General features: G+C 60.3%; 17 protein-coding genes and 1 other RNA gene. 9 read left to right on the forward strand and 9 right to left on the reverse strand.

Translation table 11 applies throughout. The features are described from left to right. The first annotated feature begins 35 nt into the window (after window positions 1–35). The gene (mtnP, locus tag KTAU_RS07895) at window positions 36–908 is read left to right on the forward strand and encodes an S-methyl-5'-thioadenosine phosphorylase (RefSeq protein WP_151727867.1); all 873 of its coding nucleotides are present in this window, start codon (window positions 36–38) and stop codon (window positions 906–908) included. Between the two features lie 124 nt (window positions 909–1,032). On the opposite strand, the gene KTAU_RS07900 is transcribed toward mtnP, so the two are convergent. Beyond that, complete coding sequence (locus KTAU_RS07900) at window positions 1,033–2,499, reverse strand: extracellular solute-binding protein (RefSeq protein WP_151727868.1); 1,467 nt, start codon at window positions 2,497–2,499, stop codon at window positions 1,033–1,035. A 19-nt stretch (window positions 2,500–2,518) separates the two neighbouring features. Continuing rightward, window positions 2,519–4,792, reverse strand: coding sequence for a TIR domain-containing protein (locus tag KTAU_RS07905; RefSeq protein WP_151727869.1), 2,274 nt, complete (start codon window positions 4,790–4,792; stop codon window positions 2,519–2,521). A 399-nt stretch (window positions 4,793–5,191) separates the two neighbouring features. On the opposite strand from KTAU_RS07905, the gene ffs reads away from it, so the two are divergent. The 7 genes from ffs (at window position 5,192) to KTAU_RS07940 (ending at window position 11,775) form a co-directional block, all read left to right on the forward strand. Next, window positions 5,192–5,291, forward strand: an RNA gene (gene ffs / locus KTAU_RS07910) — signal recognition particle sRNA small type. A gap of 327 nt (window positions 5,292–5,618) precedes the next feature. Then, the gene (dnaX, locus tag KTAU_RS07915) at window positions 5,619–7,838 is read left to right on the forward strand and encodes a DNA polymerase III subunit gamma/tau (protein WP_170293147.1); all 2,220 of its coding nucleotides are present in this window, start codon (window positions 5,619–5,621) and stop codon (window positions 7,836–7,838) included. A 12-nt stretch (window positions 7,839–7,850) separates the two neighbouring features. Further along, complete coding sequence (locus tag KTAU_RS07920) at window positions 7,851–8,147, forward strand: YbaB/EbfC family nucleoid-associated protein (protein WP_151727871.1); 297 nt, start codon at window positions 7,851–7,853, stop codon at window positions 8,145–8,147. Window positions 8,148–8,150: 3 nt separating this feature from the next. Beyond that, on the forward strand, window positions 8,151–8,777 hold the full coding sequence (gene recR, locus KTAU_RS07925; RefSeq protein WP_151727872.1) for a recombination mediator RecR: 627 nt from the start codon (window positions 8,151–8,153) through the stop codon (window positions 8,775–8,777). Window positions 8,778–9,122: 345 nt separating this feature from the next. Then, the gene (gene recA, locus KTAU_RS07930) at window positions 9,123–10,235 is read left to right on the forward strand and encodes a recombinase RecA (protein WP_228026383.1); all 1,113 of its coding nucleotides are present in this window, start codon (window positions 9,123–9,125) and stop codon (window positions 10,233–10,235) included. 383 nt (window positions 10,236–10,618) lie between these two features. After that, entirely contained in the window at window positions 10,619–11,380 is a 762-nt protein-coding gene (locus KTAU_RS07935; RefSeq protein ID WP_151727873.1) for a glucose 1-dehydrogenase, read from the forward strand. Next, the gene (locus tag KTAU_RS07940) at window positions 11,377–11,775 is read left to right on the forward strand and encodes a hypothetical protein (RefSeq protein ID WP_151727874.1); all 399 of its coding nucleotides are present in this window, start codon (window positions 11,377–11,379) and stop codon (window positions 11,773–11,775) included. Before KTAU_RS07935 ends, KTAU_RS07940 begins: the two co-directional genes overlap by 4 nt. A gap of 186 nt (window positions 11,776–11,961) precedes the next feature. On the opposite strand, the gene KTAU_RS21520 is transcribed toward KTAU_RS07940, so the two are convergent. The 7 genes from KTAU_RS21520 to KTAU_RS07970 form a co-directional block, all read right to left on the reverse strand. After that, window positions 11,962–12,135, reverse strand: a complete 174-nt coding sequence (locus tag KTAU_RS21520; RefSeq protein ID WP_170293149.1) for a hypothetical protein — start codon at window positions 12,133–12,135, stop codon at window positions 11,962–11,964. Between the two features lie 107 nt (window positions 12,136–12,242). Then, window positions 12,243–13,274 (reverse strand): zinc-binding dehydrogenase, encoded by a 1,032-nt coding sequence (locus KTAU_RS07945; protein WP_151727875.1) that lies wholly within the window; start codon window positions 13,272–13,274, stop codon window positions 12,243–12,245. 419 nt (window positions 13,275–13,693) lie between these two features. Next, window positions 13,694–14,524 (reverse strand): sulfite exporter TauE/SafE family protein, encoded by an 831-nt coding sequence (locus tag KTAU_RS07950; protein WP_151727876.1) that lies wholly within the window; start codon window positions 14,522–14,524, stop codon window positions 13,694–13,696. Between the two features lie 118 nt (window positions 14,525–14,642). Next, window positions 14,643–15,143: a hypothetical protein gene (locus KTAU_RS07955; RefSeq protein WP_151727877.1), complete on the reverse strand. Its 501-nt coding sequence runs from the start codon at window positions 15,141–15,143 to the stop codon at window positions 14,643–14,645. Between the two features lie 186 nt (window positions 15,144–15,329). Further along, a complete protein-coding gene (sat, locus tag KTAU_RS07960; protein WP_151727878.1) occupies window positions 15,330–16,514 on the reverse strand; it encodes a sulfate adenylyltransferase in 1,185 nt (394 codons plus the stop codon). Between the two features lie 169 nt (window positions 16,515–16,683). Further along, a complete protein-coding gene (cysC, locus tag KTAU_RS07965) occupies window positions 16,684–17,280 on the reverse strand; it encodes an adenylyl-sulfate kinase (RefSeq protein ID WP_151727879.1) in 597 nt (198 codons plus the stop codon). 120 nt (window positions 17,281–17,400) lie between these two features. Then, complete coding sequence (locus KTAU_RS07970; RefSeq protein ID WP_151727880.1) at window positions 17,401–18,399, reverse strand: aryl-sulfate sulfotransferase; 999 nt, start codon at window positions 18,397–18,399, stop codon at window positions 17,401–17,403. A gap of 487 nt (window positions 18,400–18,886) precedes the next feature. Between KTAU_RS07970 and KTAU_RS07975 the strand changes: the two genes are divergently transcribed. Beyond that, window positions 18,887–19,132, forward strand: coding sequence for a hypothetical protein (locus KTAU_RS07975; protein ID WP_151727881.1), 246 nt, complete (start codon window positions 18,887–18,889; stop codon window positions 19,130–19,132). Window positions 19,133–19,585: the final 453 nt, after the last annotated feature.

The following is a 19,585-nucleotide window of genomic DNA, read 5'->3' on the forward strand; positions in this document are numbered from 1 at the left end:
GATGATTTCTGCCAGCAAGGAGGAATGCGATCGCTATGCCACAGGCAACCATTGGGGTGATTGGCGGCAGCGGGCTGTACCGCATGGAGGGGATGACTGATCTGGAGGAGGTGGCGGTAGAGACACCCTTTGGCGCCCCCAGCGATGTGATTACCATCGGCAAACTGGAAGGGGTGCCAGTGGCCTTCCTGCCGCGCCACGGACGGGGTCACCGCCTCAGCCCTACCGAGATTCCGGTCCGCGCTAATATCTGGGCCTTGAAGAGCCTGGGCGTGCAATGGGTGATCTCGGTGAGCGCCGTCGGCAGCTTGCGCGAGCACATTGCCCCCCGTGATCTGGTCGTTCCCAACCAGCTCTTCGATCGCACGAAGAGCCGTGTGAACTCCTTCTTCGAGGGCGGCCTGGTAGTTCATTGCACCTTCGCTGAGCCGTTCTGTCCCACCCTGAGCCGGCTCCTGCTGGAGACCGCCCGCGAACTCGGCGATGTGCGCGTACACGAGGGTGGGACCTATGTCTGCATCGAGGGACCGCTCTTCTCAACGAAGGCGGAGTCTCTGGCTTACCGCAGCTGGGGCATGGACATTATCGGCATGACAGCCCTGCCCGAGGCCAAGCTGGCCCGCGAGGCCGAGCTGTGCTATGCGACCCTGGCCTGTGTGACCGACTACGATTGCTGGCATGAGAGTGAAGAGTCGGTCTCGGTGGAGCTGGTGGTGCAGAATTTGAACGCTAATGTGACGAATGCGCAGCGCATTTTGCGCCGCCTGGTCAGCAAGATCCCTGCCGACCGCAGCATGGTGAGCTGCGATTGCTCCCAGGCGCTGGCTTCGGCTATCATTACCGACCGCACCGTGATCCCCGAGGCGGTGCGCGAAAAATACCGCCTGCTGATCGAGAAGTATCTCTAATTCTGAGGCTACGCGGAGCACCTGCCCCCTGTCGACCCGACCGGCTGCAGTCCGGGGAGAAGGCAGGCCGCGCTCCGCCCGCCTCCGATTCGGGCCCCTCTCCCATCTATGGCAGCCCGGCCCTCTAGCCTAGCAGGGCGTGGAGCTGCTGCCCCAATTGGGTAATAGCCTCGGCAGGGTGACGCTCTCCCAGCAAGGCGCTGTAGACTGCCGCCTGAACGGCGCTGGAAAATTGCGCGTACTGCGCCAGGCGCGGACGTAACTGTCCCCTCTCTTCAATCATCTGCCACAGGCCGCTGTAGAAGGGAACATTAGCTTGCAGCCCCGGATCATTATAGATCTCCTTCAGGACCGGCAGGTAGTTCTGGCTGCCGGCCAGGGCTTTTTGGGCGGAATCGCACAGTAGCCAGCGAGCAAAGGTCAGGGCGGCAGCTCGCTCTCGCGGCGAGGCATGAGCATTGATAGCGACCTGCCAGCCGCCGATACAGGGACGGGTTGCCCCTGGTAGGGGATAGACAGCTACCCGCTGGGTATGAGCCTGCGATCCCAGCCCACGGATATCGAGCTGGTTGTAGGCATAAGGCCAGTTGCGCATGAAGGCCGCAATCCCTTGATTGAAGTGGGCGATCGTCAACGGCTCATCCAGCCCCCACATGCCCCCAGTGCTCTCCAGGGACTGCAGCGGGGTAATGGCGCCCGGACCCTGGACCCATGAGACCATGTCCCCCAAGGCTTGCTCTAATTGATCTCGATAGTGCTCAACAATCACCTGATAGGTTGGCCGCTTGTCTTGCTGGCCACTGTCCTCAGCGAGCAGTTGAGCACCGTAGCCTGAAAAGACTTCCAGAGCATTGCAGACCAGCCCTTCATAGCGGGCGTCCTGCCAAAGATAACCCCAGCCTGGTAGAACGCCAGTGACTGACTGTTTGGCTTGCGCCTCGCGCGCCATCGCGCTGAGCTGTTTCCAGGATGAGGGCGGCAGGCTTTCGCCCGCAGCATAGGGAATATCGCTGCGGCAGAAGAGCAGGCCCACATCGCTATGAAGAGGCAAGGCCCACAGCCGCCCCTCGCTGGTAGGATAGCTGGCAGCGGTGAGAGCCGTCTGCAGGTACTGCTCGCTATCGCTCTGGCAAAGCAGCTCATCGAGAGAAACGAGCCAGTGCTGCTCTGCAAATTCGGCAGTATAGATGATATCGAGCGAGAAGATCTGCGGAGTCTCTCGACCCGCTTTGAGCTGCTGACGCAGCCACTGGTGATAGGCGTCGGTGCTGCTTCCTTGAGCCGCTAAGGTGACCTGCACGCCGAAGCCTAACGCGTTGAAAGTGTCTACCAGCGTTTTAAAGATCCCTTTCGGGTCCGGTTCGGCATACCAGAAGATCTGCGTGGGTGAGGAGGAGCCGACTACGCTCGTCGGCGAGCAGAGGGCCATCTGGGAGACGCAGGTGTCCATGATCGGCTGAGAAACGTTGCTGGAGATGCACGAGGAGAGCAGGGACCACGTTCCCCCAGCTAGCATGGCCAAAACCTGGCGTCGACTCCAGCCTTGCTCTAGCTTAGCGCCCAGACCCGGCAGCGGCGGCAATTGTCTCATGGCTTAGCTCCTGGAAGGATCAGCTATAGCGCCCACTGATGAGCATTTCCTGCTCGGTATAGGGGCCGGGCTGAGCGGGAGACGATCCAGGGACAATTTTGAGCACGAGCACAGCTTTATCGATGGGATAGCCATCGGGGCCGAAGGCGATCTGACCACTGATTCCCTGCACCGGCTGAGCCGGGGCGATGCTCTCCAGCCCTTGCAGGAGTGTGGCCCCGGGCCTGGCCCTCTGAAAGGCGGTGAAGACAACGGTGAATGCATCATAGGCCAGGATCACCTCGCTCTCCTCGCGACTTTTGCCATAGGTGATCGGTCCTTCGCTCTGTCCCGGCGGGCTGAATTCACTGAGATAGTCTGCAAAGAAAGCCGGCGGCGGCTTGTCCGGCAGGAAGTAACCATATTCATCGGGGTAGGCAAAGCTCAGAAAATGCAGTCCGACCAGGGCTGCGCGATCCGTAGACGAGAGGAGATCAACATAATGATAGAGGATGTCTGTCCCCAGGACGACCAGATGAGAATACCGCTGAGAGGCAAGGGCTTTCTGCAAAATGACAGCGCTGGGGGCCGCACCGATAAAGATAAGGGCATCGTTCATTCGCGTGATGAACTTCAGGCTGTCTTGTATCCCCGTGGCAGAGTCACCGGTGTACGCCTGGGAAGGATAGACTTGCTGCTGACGATTGGTGAAGCTCTGCAGATCATGCGCCAGGGCCTGGGCAGAAGGCAGATTTTCATCATAGATGACATCAGGATTACGTGCTCCAATATGCTGCATATAGGCCACGATAGCGGCGGCTTCGCTTTGGAGCGAGGGCACAACACTGAAGAAGTTAGGGAGCAGGCCGCTCAGATCCGTCGGAACCGAAGCGACGATGGGAACCGGCATATTCGACAGCAGCTTCTGTAGATCGCTGCTCATACCCTCCTGCACCACATCATCCCCTGCCAGTCCGAATGGCCAGCCAATCAACGCCAGAGCATTCAGTCCTTGCGCCTGGAGGCACTTCTGAGTCAGCCTGGCAGCTTCCAGAGCTGTCTCAGTGCTATAGCCAGTATTATCGATGAGGAGGACCAGCTTCATTCGATGCTCTTGATCTCTGTTATACTCCTTTTGATAGACGAACGCCCCCTGTAGAATAGCTCGACTTTGAAGCGCATCTTGCTGCGCGTAGAGATCCCCTCGATGCGAGAAATGAACTCCCACCAGCAGGGAGAGGTGCGGCTGAGAGAAGTAGAGCAGGTCCTCATCATAGATACCGGCTTCGGCATCCGTGGGATCAGTCCTGCGAGCCAGTTGAAAGTAGGTCCGAGCCTGGCTGATACGGCCTGCCCTGAGCAGGGCCGCCGCCTGCAGCTTGGCGCTGATTGTCAGACCATTTCCCTGGTCGAAGATCGATTGTCCGACGCTGATTCCGACACAATCGCCAGCTACCAGCTCTGTAGTCAGCCCCACTGCGCCAGGCATACCTGCCTGGCTGCAGGCTGCAATCGTCGTAGCAGTGTGGCCCGTGCGGATCTCAGTTGCCGGACTAGAGGTACGCAGAGCCAGATAGCCGATGCCGATAGAGACGCAGAGAACGCAGAAGAAGAGAGCTAACAGAGTCACTACCTTCCAGGTGGCGAACTGCCTCCAGCGCTTCTTTCTCTCCACAGGCAGGGCTGGTTGTATCCCAGCTATAGCCCCAGATCTGCCTTCTGCGGCAACCGTCTGCTCGTGAGGCAAGACAGGCACCGGTGCCGATTTTTCTTCACGAGCAACCTCCGATACCCCATCTTGGAGCGACTGACGCGCTGGCCCGCGCTTGATCAGCATCTCGATCTCATCGGAGGTTTTCTTGATCTCATTGGAGATTTCTTTGAGCACCTTATCACGCTGAGACGCTTCCAGAGAGGCCAGCGCCTTCTCAGAGCGTGGCAAGAGCTGGCAACGTTCGAGCAGCGGTATGCCTTGACGAGGAACTTCTCTGGCCAGTATGGGGATAAATCTCCAGTCGTTCGCCGGCAAGCGCTCCTCGATCAGCTGCAGTTCAAAGCGATGATCTTGCAGAAAGTCGGGACCGACCAAGACAATGACGAGGTTCGCCTCCCCGATGCGCCGCTGCAACTCAGCTTGCCGGTCATGGCCAGCCGGCAACTCTTTAGGGAGATCGCTCACGCTGATCTGGTTCGCCGAGAGGTGCTTGATCAACCGGCTGGCGAACTTCTTATCTTCCTGAGCATAGCAGAGGACAGAGCGAAGTGAAAGGGCAGAGGTAGACGACCCGCAGGATACGCTTCCCTGATCTCCCATAGTAGGACCTCCGCAGCCTCGCAGCAGTACGCAGCAGCAGGCTGGCCCGGCAGCGGGTCAGCGCAGACGAGACATCCTTGATTCCAATATCTTTCATTGTACAAGAAGATCGTCTTATTTTCCATAGAGTCATGGTGAAGTTACGCTGTAAGATCAGTCAGCTCGCGCCTGGACTGAACAGCAAGCAAGCCGACACAGACACAGGGCAACCAGCGCTCACAGGGAGAATCATCTCACGAGCGGCAAGAGTTACGCCTCCTATGTCGTGACGTAACCCACCATCAATCTTGACAAGAGACCTGGGACAGGTGTACAATAAGCCCTGGTCCGCGAAGGCAGATCCTGTAAGAGAGAACGAGCGGAACAGACCGGTTTTCTCCCCGCCCTGTCGCTCGGCGCAATTGGGTCCTGCGCGGCAGATGTCTGTGAACCCCGCCAGGTCCGTGAGGAAGCAACGGTAAATGGACCTCTCTGGGCGTCGCAGGGTTGCCTGATTGCGCTGAGCGGCAGGGCCGGGCGAAAGCCGGTTTTCTATCTGTCCAGCGCCTCTGTCTGCCTCACACGCGCATCCGTTCTGTCCCACGCCCGGCGGCATAGCAGGCACCGCTCCGCGGCACGCTGCCCCTGCCGGCGCGATGCGATGCGACACGACACGACAGGATAGGCAGGCCACCCGGCTGAGCAGGCTGGCCCTCTGACGAGAAACAGCGCCAGCGCCACCAGCCCCAGGCAAGCGGCAGACCGGTTCCTGCCCTGCTTCCCGCCTGTCCGTCTGTCCCGTCCGTCCATGCGCCAGCAGTCAGCCAGGAGAGAAGAGTGCATCCCTATGAGTTCACAGGCTCTTTATCGCAAGTGGCGTTCGCAGACCTTCGAGCAGATGGTTGGCCAGGAGGCCGTTGTCGAGACGCTCAAGCACGCGCTCAGCAGCGGCAAGCTGGCCCATGCCTATCTGTTTACCGGCCCGCGCGGCACTGGCAAAACAACAACCGCCCGTCTGCTCGCGAAAACGATCAATTGCCAGCAGCCCCGCAACGGCGAGCCTTGCAATGAGTGCCAGCAGTGCCGCGAGATTACCGCCGGTACTTCCTTCGATGTGATTGAGATCGATGCCGCCTCGAATCGCGGCATCGATAATATCCGCGAGCTGCGCGAGAAGGTGATGGTGCGTCCCACCTCCGGCAGGTATAAGGTCTATGTCCTCGACGAGGCCCATATGCTGACAACGGAGGCCTTCAATGCCCTGCTGAAGACGCTGGAGGAGCCGCCAGAGCATGCGATCTTTGTGCTGGCGACTACTGATATGCATAAGATGCCAGCCACGGTGATCTCGCGCTGCCAGTGCTTCTATTTCAAGCGCTTTACGACCCGACAGATTGTAGACCATCTGCACTATATCGCCAGCCAGGAAGGGGTAACGCTGGAAAAAGGAGCCGCTGAGCTGATCGCCCGTGCCGCTTCCGGGGGCATGCGCGACGCCCTGAGCCTGCTGGATCAGGCGATCGCTTACTCAGGGGAGCGGGTAAGCCTGGCCCAGGTTCAGGCCATGCTAGGCGTAGCCGATCCGCAGGCTATCGAGAAGCTGGTACAGGCTGTGGCGGCAGGGGAGAGCGCGACGGGCCTGCACTTGATCCATCAGCTGGCTGAGGATGGGGCCGATCTGCGTCAGGTCAACACCCAGCTGGTAGAGTACTGGCGCGCTCTCATGCTGGCTCGCGCCGGAGCCTCCTTACCTGAGATTCTGGATCGCAGCGATGAGGAGATCCGCCAGATCCAGGAGCTGGCAGGCCATTTCTCGCTGGAGGAATTGACGGGTTTTGCCCGGATTTGTGCCCAGAATGAGCTGCTTCAGAAGGGCGTGGGAACACCTCAGCTGGCTCTGGAACTGGCTTTTCTGGAGTGCCTGGAGCTGCGCCGCCGGACCCAGTCAGGTGAGATTCCCCTGCCAGCCACCGGCCCCTCCTGGCAAAGTGCGACACCCGCCACTACTTCCCCCGCTGCGCGCCCGGCACCACCAGCTCCCGCTTCAGGACGCAGCGGAGAGGAGCGCGACGAGACCGTTCCTTTGCGGCCTTTCCTACCGCCCCTCCGCCCGGCGCCGACCAGTGGAGGACGCCCCCGCTCCGAGGCTGGCCCGTCTACTCCACCTGCTTCCAGTACTATAGGAACAGCCACTCCAGCGGGAGCGGCGACGCCCGTCTCCACCCCAGCCTCAGCCACCACGGCCAGCCGCCCAGGCTCCGGCGCCCGCCCGCCTTCTGGTGCCTCCTCAGCCGCAACCCCAACCAGCGGAGGAACGCTGACGCTGCAGCAGGTGCAACAGGCCTGGGAAACGATTCGGCGCCGCGTGAGCCAGAAAAATCACAAAGCCGCCTCCTGTCTCCAGGACTTCCACGTGGTGGATGTCGAGCAGCATGGCGGCCCGCCTGTGGTAGTCATCCAGGCCGAGCACCAACCGCACTTTGATTTTCTGAACCAGGGCAACCGTCATAAGCCGGTAGAGCAGGCCCTGGAGCTGCAATTTGGCATCAAATGCCTGGTGCGTCTCTTGCCTCCAGGCCAGCCCACCGGCTCGTCCCTCTTTGGACGAGCCGTACTGCGCCGTGATCCCTCGACCTCCGCCATCGCCAACCCTGGCCCTGACAGCACCCTGCAGGCGGCAGAGGCCGCCGAAGCTGGAACCGAGGAGCCTTTACCTACGGCCAGCGGCGCTGAGGCTCCTGCCCCCTCCTCCCCCCTTGCCAGAAATGGCATAGTGACAGAAAATGATAGAGGTGGCAGGCCCGAGGCTGAGGAACTGCCTGTTGAGCAGAAGGGGCCATCGACCCAGCAATCCGAGCCTCCTGCTTCCAGCTGGTCTTCAGCCAGTGCCGAGAACCAACCTCAGCACGCCGCCCCAGCGACCAGCAAGCCTCGGCCCCAGAGCAATGGCTCTGCGCCACCGCCGGCTGTATTGCGCGAGAAGGCAAGCAGCGATCCGCGAGTGCAGGAGGTCATCAAAACCTTCAACGCAGAGATCGTCGACATTGATCTTGAAAAAAGCGAGTGAGGAGCTTCTCTTATGAACATGCGAGAGATCATGAAGGCTCAGCAGCGCCTTCAGAAATTGCAGGAGGAACTGGAGCAGAGTCAGTTTAGCGGGAGCGCAGGAGGCGGCGCAGTGACAATCACGATGAAGGGCAACTACGAGATTACCGCCATCAAAATCGATCCCGAGGCGGTCAATCCTGAAGACATCGGTGAGCTGGAAACGATGCTGCTGGCAGCAGCCAAGGATGCTTTCAGCAAAGTGGCCGAGGCTCAACAAAAGATGTTCACCACGATCACAGGCGGCATCAAGATTCCAGGGTTGTTCTAGGCTATGAGCGAGCTGGCTCCCCCTGTTGCGGCCCTCATCGAAGAGTTCTCGAAGCTACCGGGCATCGGCATCAAAACCGCGCAGCGTCTGACCTTTTATGTGCTGCGCAGCCCCGCCGATCAGGCGCGCCGACTGGCCGAGGCCATTTTGCGTGTCAAGGAGAGCATCATTTATTGCTCGCGCTGCTTCAATATCACGGAGCACGATCCATGCAGCATCTGCCAGGACCCCCAGCGCGATCGCCAGCTGGTCTGCGTGGTCGAAGAGCCGCTGGATGTGCTGGCACTGGAACGCACCGGCGCCTACAAAGGCCTCTACCATGTGCTGCATGGCGCGCTCTCTCCTCTGGAAGGTATCGGGCCTGATAACCTGCGCATCAAAGAGTTGCTCGAACGCGTCAGACACGAGGAGATTCACGAGATCGTACTGGCCACTAACCCCAATTTCGAAGGCGAGTACACGGCTAATTACCTTGTCTCTCGCCTCAGAGAGCTGAAGTCAGAGCTGGCCCCGCGCCAATTGAAGATCACGAGCCTGGCCCGTGGCCTGCCCATCGGGGGCGACCTGGAATACGCCGATGAGGGCACCCTGCGCCGCTCAATTGAGGGACGCCTCGATCTCGGCGCCTGAAGCACATTAACACCTTCCGTTCCGCTCGCTTGTTGACTTTCTTTGACAGATGTTCTACACTCATGCTGACCTTGCTCCTCCTAGCTCGCCAGAACCTGGAACCAGCCAGAGCCAGCAAACGAAGCCAGGGACCAGTGAACGAGCACACGAGCAACGCAGCAAGAGAGATTGCTCAGATCGCCGAGGGAAGGAAGCCGCCTCTTCCGCTTTCTGACCCTCACGAGGGAAGATATTCTGTGAGAGCGAGAACAGCAGGAGGTCATCCGATGCTGCCCGCGATTACCTCTCACATGGCAGGGGCATCGGTCCGCTGTGGTTGGATATAGCACGAAAGGTGGCACTATGATGACCAGGAAAGAGAAGATAAATATCGCTTCGGGCACGAATAGTAGCGCCCCGGCCAGTGAGCGGGAGCGTGCGCTTGAGCAGGCTGTCCAGCAGATCGAGCGCCGCTTTGGGAAAGGGGCCATCATGCGCCTGGGCGAGGCGGCCAACGCTCAGGTGGAGGCGATCCCAACAGGGTCCATTGCCCTCGACCTGGCGATCGGCGTGGGCGGCGTGCCTCGCGGTCGCATTACAGAGATCTACGGCCCGGAGTCCTCGGGGAAAACGACGCTCTGTTTGCACATCATCGCTAACGCTCAGCGCGCCGGAGGCTATGCGGCTTTTATCGATGCGGAGCATTCGCTCGACCCCGCCTACGCCGCTCGCTGCGGAGTGGATATCGCTAATCTGTTGATCTCCCAGCCGGATTCGGGCGAGCAGGCCCTGGAGATTCTCGATGCCCTGGTACGCAGTGGGGCCGTGGACGTGGTGGTGGTGGATTCAGTGGCCGCTCTGACCCCCCGCGCCGAGATCGAGGGCGAGATGGGCGATTCTCATGTCGGCCTCCAGGCCCGCCTGATGAGCCAGGCCATGCGCAAGCTGACGTCGGCGATTACGAATTCAAACGCCGCGATCATCTTTACGAACCAGCTGCGCGAGAAGGTGGGAGTGATGTTCGGCAACCCAGAAACAACCTCCGGTGGCCGCGCACTGAAATTCTATGCCTCGGTCCGCCTGGATATCCGCTCAACGGATACCATCAAGGTGGGCCAGGAGGTGGTCGGGCGCCGTACACGCGTGCGCGTGGTGAAGAATAAGGTGGCTCCTCCCTTTAAGGTGGCTGAATTCGATATTATGTATAGCGAGGGTATTTCTCGCGAGGGCGGCCTGCTCGACCTGGGCCTGGAGATGGGCCTGGTGAAAAAGAGCGGCGCCTGGTTCACTGTGGGCGATATCCGCCTCGGTCAGGGTCGCGAGAATGCGAAGGAGTTCCTTCGCCAGAATACGGATGTGGCCCAGGCTCTGGAGGAGCAGATTCGCAGTAATATGCTGTCGTTCCGCGGCGGCGAGGCCGAGCCGCTGGAGGATGGCCACGCCGATGAGCCTCCCACGGAGGCCCTGGAGGAGCTGTGAGCCTCTCCCAGCCAGGCGTAAGGCGGGCATGAGGAAGGAAAGGGAAAGAGAGGAGCAGCTTGATCGGCCAGCTGGCCTGATTCACTTGCTCTCTGCGCTGACCCAGAGTGGCAGGCGCGGGCGGCGAAAGCAGATCGGGCCGTCCGCGCTTTGCTGTTCCTGACAGACTATATGCTCGGCTATCGCCTGTCCTCCACTTTCTGCACCGGTCGATAGCATGCTTCCCTGACTGGCCCGTCCCGCTCAACTGGCCCTGTTCTCTCTGGCTGATTGGCTGGCTGGCTGGCTCGCTCGCTTCCTGCCGACAGCCCCGCCTGGCTGCAGACAAGCAGATGGACAAGCCAGCAAGTCAGCACGAAGTTCTCACGACGAGGAGGCTCTCTATGGGACAGGTTCGCTTCGACTTCAGCGGTGAGGTGGCGCTGATTACCGGCGGATCTCGTGGCCTCGGCCTCGAGATCGCCGAGGCCTTTGGCCAGGCCGGCGCAACAGTGATCATAACGGCTCGCCGCGAGCAGTGGCTCGCGGAGGCAGAGCGCCACTTGAAGGAACAGGGGATCACCGTCTCTGCTCACCTCTGCAATGTAGCTGAGGCCGAGGCAGTCGAGACTCTGGTCCGCCAAAGTCTGGCCCTCTATGGGAAGATCGATGTGCTGGTCAACAACGCCGGCCAAACCTGGGGTGCGCCCGCCGAAGAGATGCCCCTGGAACGCTGGCGCCAGGTGCTGGAGACTAATGTGACAGGGACGTTCTTGATGTCTCAGGCGGTTGGGCGCCATATGCTGGAGCGCCACAAAGGTTCGATCATTAATGTGGCTTCGATCGCCGGTCTGAGTGGCGAGCAGCTGCGGACAGTGGGCTATAACGCCAGCAAGGCCGCGGTGATCAATCTGACACGCTCGCTGGCGGTGGAGTGGAGCGGACGCGGAGTGCGCGTCAACGCGGTGGCCCCCGGCATGTTCCGCACACGAATGACGGAGGCGGTGCTGGAGCAAGCCGAGAGCTATATCGCAAGCACGACCCCCATGGGCCGTATTGGACGCCCGGGTGAGCTGGCTCCGGTCGTGCTCTTCCTGGCTTCCGAGGCGGCGAGCTATATCACCGGTCAGGTGCTGGCCGTGGATGGAGGACGCAGCGCTCAGTGAGCGAGGAGCTGATTCTCCCAACGCTGCGCTGGCTGCCGGAAGCGAATCGCTGGCAACCTCTCCGCGGCCTTCAGCCTTGCGACTGGCCACCCGAGGTGGAGCCGCACCGCCTCCCTCGCCCGACCTACACAGTCGGAACTCGCGTCTATTTCGAGTACGTCGGTCCCCGTCCCTGGGAGGGGATCATTCAACTGATTGAGCTGCCAGGCGGTCGCTACCAGCCTTGGGAGGATGTCTACGAGCTGATCGCCCGCCGCTACTATCGGCCCGAGGCAATCGTCTATCTGATCCAGGCCCGCGGCCATTTACGCCTGGTACGAGCCCCACGCGTTGTCGGCCTTTCAACAGGGAGCGAGCTGCGGCCTTTGCTGGAACATGGCTATGAGGAGTTTTGAGCAAGACAGGAGCAGCCTGCCGCTGGCCTCAAGAGGCCTTGCTCTTCCCCCCTCAGCCTGAGCCGCAGCGGGCAGCCAGTCTTTTTCCCTTCTGGCTGCCCGCTCGCTGTCCCCCGGGACAGATCTCCCTCGCAGGCTTTGGCAGGCTATTGAGCAACCGGCAGCCTGGCTGGTGAGGAGATAGCTTCAGCTCTCGTGCTCGCCCAGTAATCGGCGCACGATGAGGAAGGTGATCAGGGCACTGATGACCGTGACCGCCAGGACCAGGATGACGGTCAGTCGCTGGTCCTGCTGCTCCTCCTCTGGCTGATCGACGATTTCGATGGGACGGCTGCTCGCCTCACCGGTTGTCTGTGTCATGACACTGCTCCCTTCTGCTCTGCTTTCTTACCTTCTCCTGGGGCAGGTGAGAATCTCATCTACCTCCTTACTTCCCCCGCTCGCGCTGGTGTCCCTCGCGCTCTTGCTCAGTCGTTGGGCAGAATGATGAGTTTGCCAAACTGCTGGCGCTCTTCCATGAGACGCTGGGCCTCGGCGATGGCGCTCAGGGGATAGGTGCCATGAACCACTGGTTTGAGCTGTCCTCGGGCCACCAGCTTGAGCACTTCGGCCAGGTCGTGGCGTGTGCCTCCATAGGAGCCAATGAGAGCGATCTCTTTGATGAAAAGCAGCCAGACATTCGTTTCGGCCACATCGCCGCTGGTCGAGCCGCAGGTCACCAGGCGCCCTTTGCGGGCGAGGCAGGCAATAGATTGCCCCCAGGTATCCTTGCCGATGTGATCAACAACAACATCAACGCCCCGCTTATTGGTCAGGCGTCGAACCTCCTGTACCAGGTCAGTCGTCCGATAGTTGATAACCTCGTCGGCTCCTAAGGCGCGCGCCCGCTCTAGCTTTTCGTCAGAGCCAGCAGTGGCGATGACCCGCGCCCCGCAAAGCTTGGCGATCTGAATAGCTGCGCTGCCAACACCACTGCCAGCGGCCTGGACGAGCACATCTTGGCCCGGCAGGAGCGGGGCCCGGACGGTAAGCATATGCCAGGCAGTGATGGTTGAAAGGGTCACCGCCGCCGCCGAGACGAAGTCGAGACCCTCCGGCAAAGGAATGACGCTGGAGGCAGGCACACGCACATACTCGGCAAAGCCTCCTTGACTGGCCAGACCAATGATGTCACCGTTGAGACAGAGCACTTCCTCGCCCGAGCGGCAATACTCGCAGCGGCCACAGAAGAGGTATGGCGCCACTGCCACCCGCTGACCTACGCTCAGCCCGCTGACGGCGTCCCCCAGGGCATCAATCTCGCCAGCGATCTCTGAACCACAAATATGCGGCATGGGGGCTACCCTGGTCCTCCCACGGCGCGAATGCAAGTCAAGATGATTTACCCCACAGGCCCGAACTTTGACAATGACGTCCTGGGGACCAGGCACCGGGTAGGGTACCTCTTCGATTTGTAAGACCTCCAGGCCACCGGTTTGGTGAAAGACTGCGGCTTTCATGCTGCCTCCCGTTGGCAAGAGTGGGATATCTGCTACGTATGCAAGCTATGATGTATTGTACCTCATTCTCTTGCTTTCGCCCAGATTGTGCGCATCTGGTAATGCCCGCTTTGCCAATCTCAGCGGCAGCGCTCAGCCGCCAGCCTGGATGAAGACCAGCAGCAAGCCAGCCTGTTTGTCAGGTCCATCCGCGGTCAACAGGGTCGATGAGTGAGGGGGAGACTGCCCTACAGGAGAAGAGGCTCAGTCAGGAAAGACGCGAGCACCGACAGACCAGCATCAAGGGAGGCGCTGTCGCTCCTCCGGCTTCATGACCTCGCCCACAGCGAGGCCGGAGAGCAAGCCCGCCTCCCTCCTTTCCCTGGGTCCTCTACGTCATGTCCGCGGCAGGCCAGGGCCGTTGTTCGCTCTGTCCGCCTTTAGATCAGTTTCAAACCTGAGACCGCCAGAACGACGGCCAGCACTGGGTTGAGCACTTGATCGGGGATGAATTTACTGAGCTTACTGCCAATGTAGACGCCGGGCAGCGAGCCAAGCAGGAGCAGGCCGACGATTTCCCAGTTGATGGAACCGGAGCTGAGATAGCCAACCATACCGGCCAGCAAGAGGAGAAAGGCCTGGAAGATGTCGGTGCCAACGAGCTTCTTTGGTCCCAATTCGGGATAGAGGAAGGCCAGAGTCACGATAATCAGGGTCCCGCTGCCGACGGAGGTGAGACCTACCAGGAAGCCGACAAAGGCCCCAGCCAGAATCAGCAGCAGCCGCCGGTACCAGGAAGGATTCCCTTCCTTCCCTTCACCTGGATTGTCACTCTCACCCGTTTCCAGGGCCGCCTTCTTGCGTTTACTCGCCAACCGCTCAGCATAGCGCAAGAGATAGGGTCGCGCCAGCAAAAGGACGGCCACCAGCACCAGGGTGTAACCAATGGCATGGAGCAGAATGGTATTAATCAGATGACCATAGTGGGCGCGTACGTATTGTACAAGAAAGACACTCACGAGAATGGCCGGCACGCTTCCACAGGCAAGACAGAGCGCGGCGCGGAAGTTGATCTGATGCTGACGCGCATGGATGATGGTGCCAAAGCCCTTGGTGATGGCCGAGTAGGTCACATCCGAGGTCACAGCCCATAACGGGGGAACACGGAAGAGCAGAATCATGATGGGGGCTAGCAGCGAGCCTCCCCCCATGCCGGTGAGGCCAATGAGAAAACCGACCATCAGCCCTGCAAGCGATATACGAAAATCCATCAATATACCTCCCACACAGGTAACTCAACCAACGCTCGATACCACGGCTACCTGAGACTATGCCGGCTGGCGGCCCTGCTCTGATAGGCAGACAGACAGGCACGCTGCTTCTTTCCCATCAGCAAGATCCAGCGCCTGGCGCTCCAGGGACCTCTTGTAGGGTTGTCGCTTTGTCTCCTCTACCGATCAACCTGGCGGCAGGCCGAGCGGCCCTTCGCCTCTCCTCGCGAGAGATCAGCAAGGGCATCGCCAGAGGAAGCAGCGAGAGAAGGGCGAGCAGCAGCAACGCCTGCTGGCCTCCTGGTTGCTCCAGCGTGGCCCGGCCTCTCCACCGGCGTTGAGCCACAATCAGGAGAGCATGGACCAGCAGCGCCAGTTCATTCAGAGCCACCCCCAGAAAAAAGCTTCCGCTGCCCAAGGCTACATCGTGGGAAAGAGTCGGACGCAGCTCCGCCGCTCGCCCGAGAAACCAGAGGCCAGCCAGAGCGTAGCCGCCGCTGGCCAGCGCCAGCTCAGCCAGAATCAGGCGAGCGCCGTGAACGGCGATCTCCAGCGTCAGAAAGCGCCGCAGCGATGGCAGCTTGCTGTGTGCATCCGTGTCAGATCTCGCTGCTAACATCTCTCTTCTCCATCTTCTTGTACCTGAGCGCATCCCTGTGCGATCATTTCGCCCAGCTAGCGACCTGCTGGCCCAGCGACCGGTCAGATGGCGATCAACGCGATGCCCCACTCTCGCCTGATCAACCCGGGTTCAGGCGGGTCCAGACCAGCGAGGCAACCAGGAAGCACGGCGCCGACTTGCGCCCTAGCGGCTTGCGCTTTCCCCGTTGCGCTCGCGCATAGCCTCGATGAGAATGCGCGCCACTTCGGGGCGCGTGAATTCGTGTGGCGGCATCTCGCCAGCGCGCAGCATCTGGCGCACTTTGGTGCCGCTGAGAATGACATGCTGGCTGCTGTCATGGGGACAGGTCTTTGTCGAGGCCATGCCCTCACAGGCACGGCAATAGAAGGTATGGTCGAAGAACAGCGGCGTGATTCCGAGCAGCTTTGCATCAAATTCGGCAAAGATATGGTGGGCGTCGTAGGTTCCATAGTAATTGCCGACGCCGGCATGATCACGCCCTACAATGAAATGAGAACAGCCGTAGTTCTTGCGCAAGATTGCGTGAAAGACCGCCTCGCGTGGACCAGCGTAGCGCATGGCCGCAGGCAACACTCCGAGAATCACACGGTCGGCAGGATAATAGTGCTCTAGCAGCACTTCATAGCAGCGCATGCGCACAGTGGCGGGAATGTCATCATCTTTGGTGACGCCGACCAGCGGATGCAGATAGAGGCCATCGACGATTTCGAGGGCACATTTCTGAATATATTCATGGGCTCGATGGACGGGATTGCGCGTCTGGAAACCGACCACGCGTCGCCAACCACGCTCCTGGAAGAGGCGTCGCGCCTGCAGCGGAGTGTAGCGATAGGCGGCGAAGGTCTGTTCTGGCAAGGTCAGGACACGCACGCGTCCTCCAAGGAGAACGTCGCCCTGCTGGTAGAGAGCTTTGACGCCGGGGTGCGCCTCGTCATCGGTGCGGTAGACGCGCCGTGCCTCGTGCTGCCTGTCATAGCGATACTTTTCTTCGAGGGTCAGAACAGCCTGCGGTACACCCCGTCCGTCAACGAGTGCCACCTCGCTACCTTCTTTGAGGGTGGCCGCCCGTTCCTGATCAGTAGCCAGGGTAATGGGAATGGTCCAGGGGAGGCCGTTGCTGAGATGCATCTCCTCGACGACGCTCTCATAGTCGGCCCGCGTCATGAAACCGCACAGGGGACTGTAGGCTCCTACAGCGAGCATCTCCAGGTCTGCCAGCTCGCGTACCCCAACCGGTACCTGCGGCAACTGGCGCACGCGCTCGCTCAGCTCCTGACCCTCACGCTCGTCCGCAAGATTTATGACCAACTTGCCCCCATGAGGGGCAATCAATCCATCCTCTGACATCTGCTGTCTCTCCTACTACTCCTTTTTCTCTACTTTTACTTTCTTGCCAGATCGCCATCCTCTTCTCTACCTGCCAGCGCGGCCCGGCGCCCATCGCTCCTGACGTGCGCCCTCCGGGGGAGCAGGCCGGGCCAGTCGCAGGGTGCTGCGCTGCACTGCTTTCTGAGGGTCAGGAGGCCAGGCTCTCGCCAGAGCGCCCCGCCGGGACTGCCTCCTCTACAAACTCTGACTCCAGATAGCCCAGCTCGACCAGGCGAGCAAAGATGCGCGCCACGCTCTCCTCCAGCGTTTCGCGGTCCGTTTCGATGACTAGCTCGGGTTGCTCCGGCTCCTCATAGGGGTCATCCACCCCGGTGAAGTTTTTGATCTTGCCCTCGTCGACGAGGCGATAGAGACCCTTGACGTCGCGCGCACGACAGACCTCCAGCGGACACTTGACATAGATTTCCACAAAGCGCCCAATCTCACGCCGCGCCCACTCGCGCGCCTCGCGATAGGGCGAAATGGCCGCCGAAATACAGATCACGCCGTTACGCGTCAACAGCTTGCAGACAAAGGCAATGCGCTTAATGTTGGTATCGCGGTCCTCGCGACTGAAACCCAGGCCCTTGCTCAGATGGGTACGTACCTCATCGCCATCCAGTACCTCGACATTGCGCCCTCGCGCCCGTAAGCGCTGCTCAACTGCACGGGCCAGGGTGCTCTTGCCAGCTCCAGAGAGACCGGTAAACCAGAGTGTAAAGCCGCTATTGCCATTCTTTTCCATTATATTCTGCTATCTCCTTCTTTTCCCTTCTTCTTACTTTCTATGAACAGATGCCTACGTTGGCGAATCGGGAAGACCACCGCTATCACCAGAGCAGGGCTGCGGCACCAGCACAGGGCCTCACGATTGCGCCCTGACCCCCATGAGCGATGGCTGAGACTCGCGCGCGACCTCTTGTAGTATCAGGGCCTCGTAGAGGCGCCACTCAGGATCGAATTGGATCGTGGTCAGCTCGGCGGTACCGCTGCTGCCCGCACGCAGGACCACACGCGAGGTTTTCCCATCGACCAGCACCCAGGTCTGAGAGCGCGGCTCATAGCTGCAGTCCTGCAGCCAGTCGGTGCCGGCCTCGACCACAGTCTCGATGGTAGCCCTGCCACCCGGATGGGTGAGCCGGGCCAGCAGTGCCCGCCCGCCAACGGTATCGGCCACAGTGAAGTGCTCGTCATCGAGGATGCGCACAGAGTGAGGATGATCCAGCCCTTCGAGCACTGGCTGCCATTCGCCGCTCTGGCGATCGATGGCAATCACCATCCCTTGATGGAAGAGCGAGGCCAGCACAGTTCCTGTGGGATGCTCGGCAACGGCGTTGACATGGGTCGTCTGACTGAGCGTGCCGTACTTCTCCTGACGATGGTCACGCGTTTTGTCAAGCTGCCGCAGGGTTCCAGTTGGAGTATGGGTGAAGCCATGATCGGTGGCCCACCATTGCCATAGGACCTCACCCTTGCGGCTGACCTCCACCACCAGGTCAAGACCTGTGCTGGCAAGCAAATAGCCACGCGCGCTGCGAGAGATGGAATGCAGCGCATTGAAGAGGGGCAGCGAGATCACATCACGGCGTAGCTCACGCAGCTGCGGATCAACCTCGTGAATGCTGGTGGCGGTGGTCACCAGGATGCCCTCGTCGGCGGGAACCATACCCGCCGCCATACTGAGCGGCAACGTGCGCTCAATTCTTCCATCGACAACCAGACAGAGGAGTCCGCCCAGGTCTTCGTTGGGCTTCTGCAAGCTGCCCCGCACTGTCAATGGGCAAGTGAGCTGCTGGCCGGTATCGGCCCAATGCTTTTTGAGAGTCGAGTGCTTGGTTGAGATACAGCTGACGAGAAGGTCCATCTTTATGTTTCTCCACCTTTCTGGCCCTGCTCAGCCGAGTCTCTCGTGGGCATGGGCTACAGTGAACATGATGTCATGACGACCGGTCATAACAAGTCAGGACTGGGCTGTCTGCGGTCAGCGCCTCCGACGTGGGCACAGAGGGGACCGAACCAACGCCTGGCCAAGCCCGGCTCGGTCCGGTCCCCTCTGGCACCATCGCCGCATGCACGCTTTGTTCTTCCGCTTCCACCTTTTACGCTGCCCGCTTTGTTGATTTTGTCTATCAACAATGTCGAGTACATCCGTTGTTACTATACTACTGTAGAGGATCGCACCTTGTCAACCCTGGGGCCGCTAGAGCAGAGCGGGCCAGGCGAGCAAGGCCCCAGCCCTTGACGCAAAGCCAGTCACGCGCTATCATCGGAGAGGCTACCAGGCAGGTATGAGGAAAGTATCAACAGAGCATCAAAAGATTGCAAAAGATCGGTAGGCGTAGGGACGGAATATGTTGAACAAGCTACGGGGTCGCAATCTCGCCCATCCCGGTTGCTTAGTGGGGACAACTCTCGGGCTAACGATCGGCCTGATTCTCGCGGCGGTGTTGGCGACCAGCTTTAACGTGAATATCAATCTGGATCTGGTGATCTGGTTCGGCCTAACGGTCGTACTGGGGGGAGTGGGCTGGATTATCGGCGATCGCCTTTCTTCGCGCTTCCCAGCGCTTGAAGAGGAGCAGCCACCGCAGACCTGATCAGGCCTCTTGCTATCCCTTAGCTGCTCATCCGCTTGCTCCTGCCTCCCGCTTCTGCCCTGCCCTCATCGCGAAGCGTGGAACTGCCCCCGGTCAATCGTCATCCAGGCTCTGCTATGGTGGGTGGGCAAGAAGGCCGCAGGTCAGTCGTCTACCTCCAGGCAGGCGATGGGGCTGGCACGAGGCTAGCAAGGAGACTAGCGTCCGGCGACAATTTGTGGTATAGTTGTTTCTAACTACAAGGATCTCTCGGCTCCACTGCGCCCACCAGACAGAGGTGAGACGCCAGGCAGTGGACCGTCTTCCTTGCCAGCAAGCTGAGCAAAGCCGCTCCAGCGCTCGGGCAATGACGCACAGTGCGTATCGTCGTTGACCGGCTCCGTATCACTGTGGTACCGATTGATCGCTGTGGTATTCCTGGTACCGTGGTGGCCTCCGCGGCGGCTCCTCTGA

This window comes from Thermogemmatispora aurantia, assembly GCF_008974285.1.
GTDB classification, from domain to species: Bacteria; Chloroflexota; Ktedonobacteria; order Ktedonobacterales; family Ktedonobacteraceae; genus Thermogemmatispora; species Thermogemmatispora aurantia.

Bases quoted from the DNA above. Each gene is read 5' to 3' on its own strand.
- mtnP (WP_151727867.1), top strand. From the start codon at position 36: ATGCCACAGGCAACCATTGGGGTGATTGGCGGCAGCGGGCTGTACCGC.
- KTAU_RS07900 (WP_151727868.1), bottom strand. From the start codon at position 2,499: ATGAGACAATTGCCGCCGCTGCCGGGTCTGGGCGCTAAGCTAGAGCAA.
- KTAU_RS07905 (WP_151727869.1), bottom strand. From the start codon at position 4,792: ATGGGAGATCAGGGAAGCGTATCCTGCGGGTCGTCTACCTCTGCCCTT.
- dnaX (WP_170293147.1), top strand. From the start codon at position 5,619: ATGAGTTCACAGGCTCTTTATCGCAAGTGGCGTTCGCAGACCTTCGAG.
- KTAU_RS07920 (WP_151727871.1), top strand. From the start codon at position 7,851: ATGAACATGCGAGAGATCATGAAGGCTCAGCAGCGCCTTCAGAAATTG.
- recR (WP_151727872.1), top strand. From the start codon at position 8,151: ATGAGCGAGCTGGCTCCCCCTGTTGCGGCCCTCATCGAAGAGTTCTCG.
- recA (WP_228026383.1), top strand. From the start codon at position 9,123: ATGACCAGGAAAGAGAAGATAAATATCGCTTCGGGCACGAATAGTAGC.
- KTAU_RS07935 (WP_151727873.1), top strand. From the start codon at position 10,619: ATGGGACAGGTTCGCTTCGACTTCAGCGGTGAGGTGGCGCTGATTACC.
- KTAU_RS21520 (WP_170293149.1), bottom strand. From the start codon at position 12,135: ATGACACAGACAACCGGTGAGGCGAGCAGCCGTCCCATCGAAATCGTC.
- KTAU_RS07945 (WP_151727875.1), bottom strand. From the start codon at position 13,274: ATGAAAGCCGCAGTCTTTCACCAAACCGGTGGCCTGGAGGTCTTACAA.
- KTAU_RS07950 (WP_151727876.1), bottom strand. From the start codon at position 14,524: ATGGATTTTCGTATATCGCTTGCAGGGCTGATGGTCGGTTTTCTCATT.
- KTAU_RS07955 (WP_151727877.1), bottom strand. From the start codon at position 15,143: ATGTTAGCAGCGAGATCTGACACGGATGCACACAGCAAGCTGCCATCG.
- sat (WP_151727878.1), bottom strand. From the start codon at position 16,514: ATGTCAGAGGATGGATTGATTGCCCCTCATGGGGGCAAGTTGGTCATA.
- cysC (WP_151727879.1), bottom strand. From the start codon at position 17,280: ATGGAAAAGAATGGCAATAGCGGCTTTACACTCTGGTTTACCGGTCTC.
- KTAU_RS07970 (WP_151727880.1), bottom strand. From the start codon at position 18,399: ATGGACCTTCTCGTCAGCTGTATCTCAACCAAGCACTCGACTCTCAAA.
- KTAU_RS07975 (WP_151727881.1), top strand. From the start codon at position 18,887: ATGTTGAACAAGCTACGGGGTCGCAATCTCGCCCATCCCGGTTGCTTA.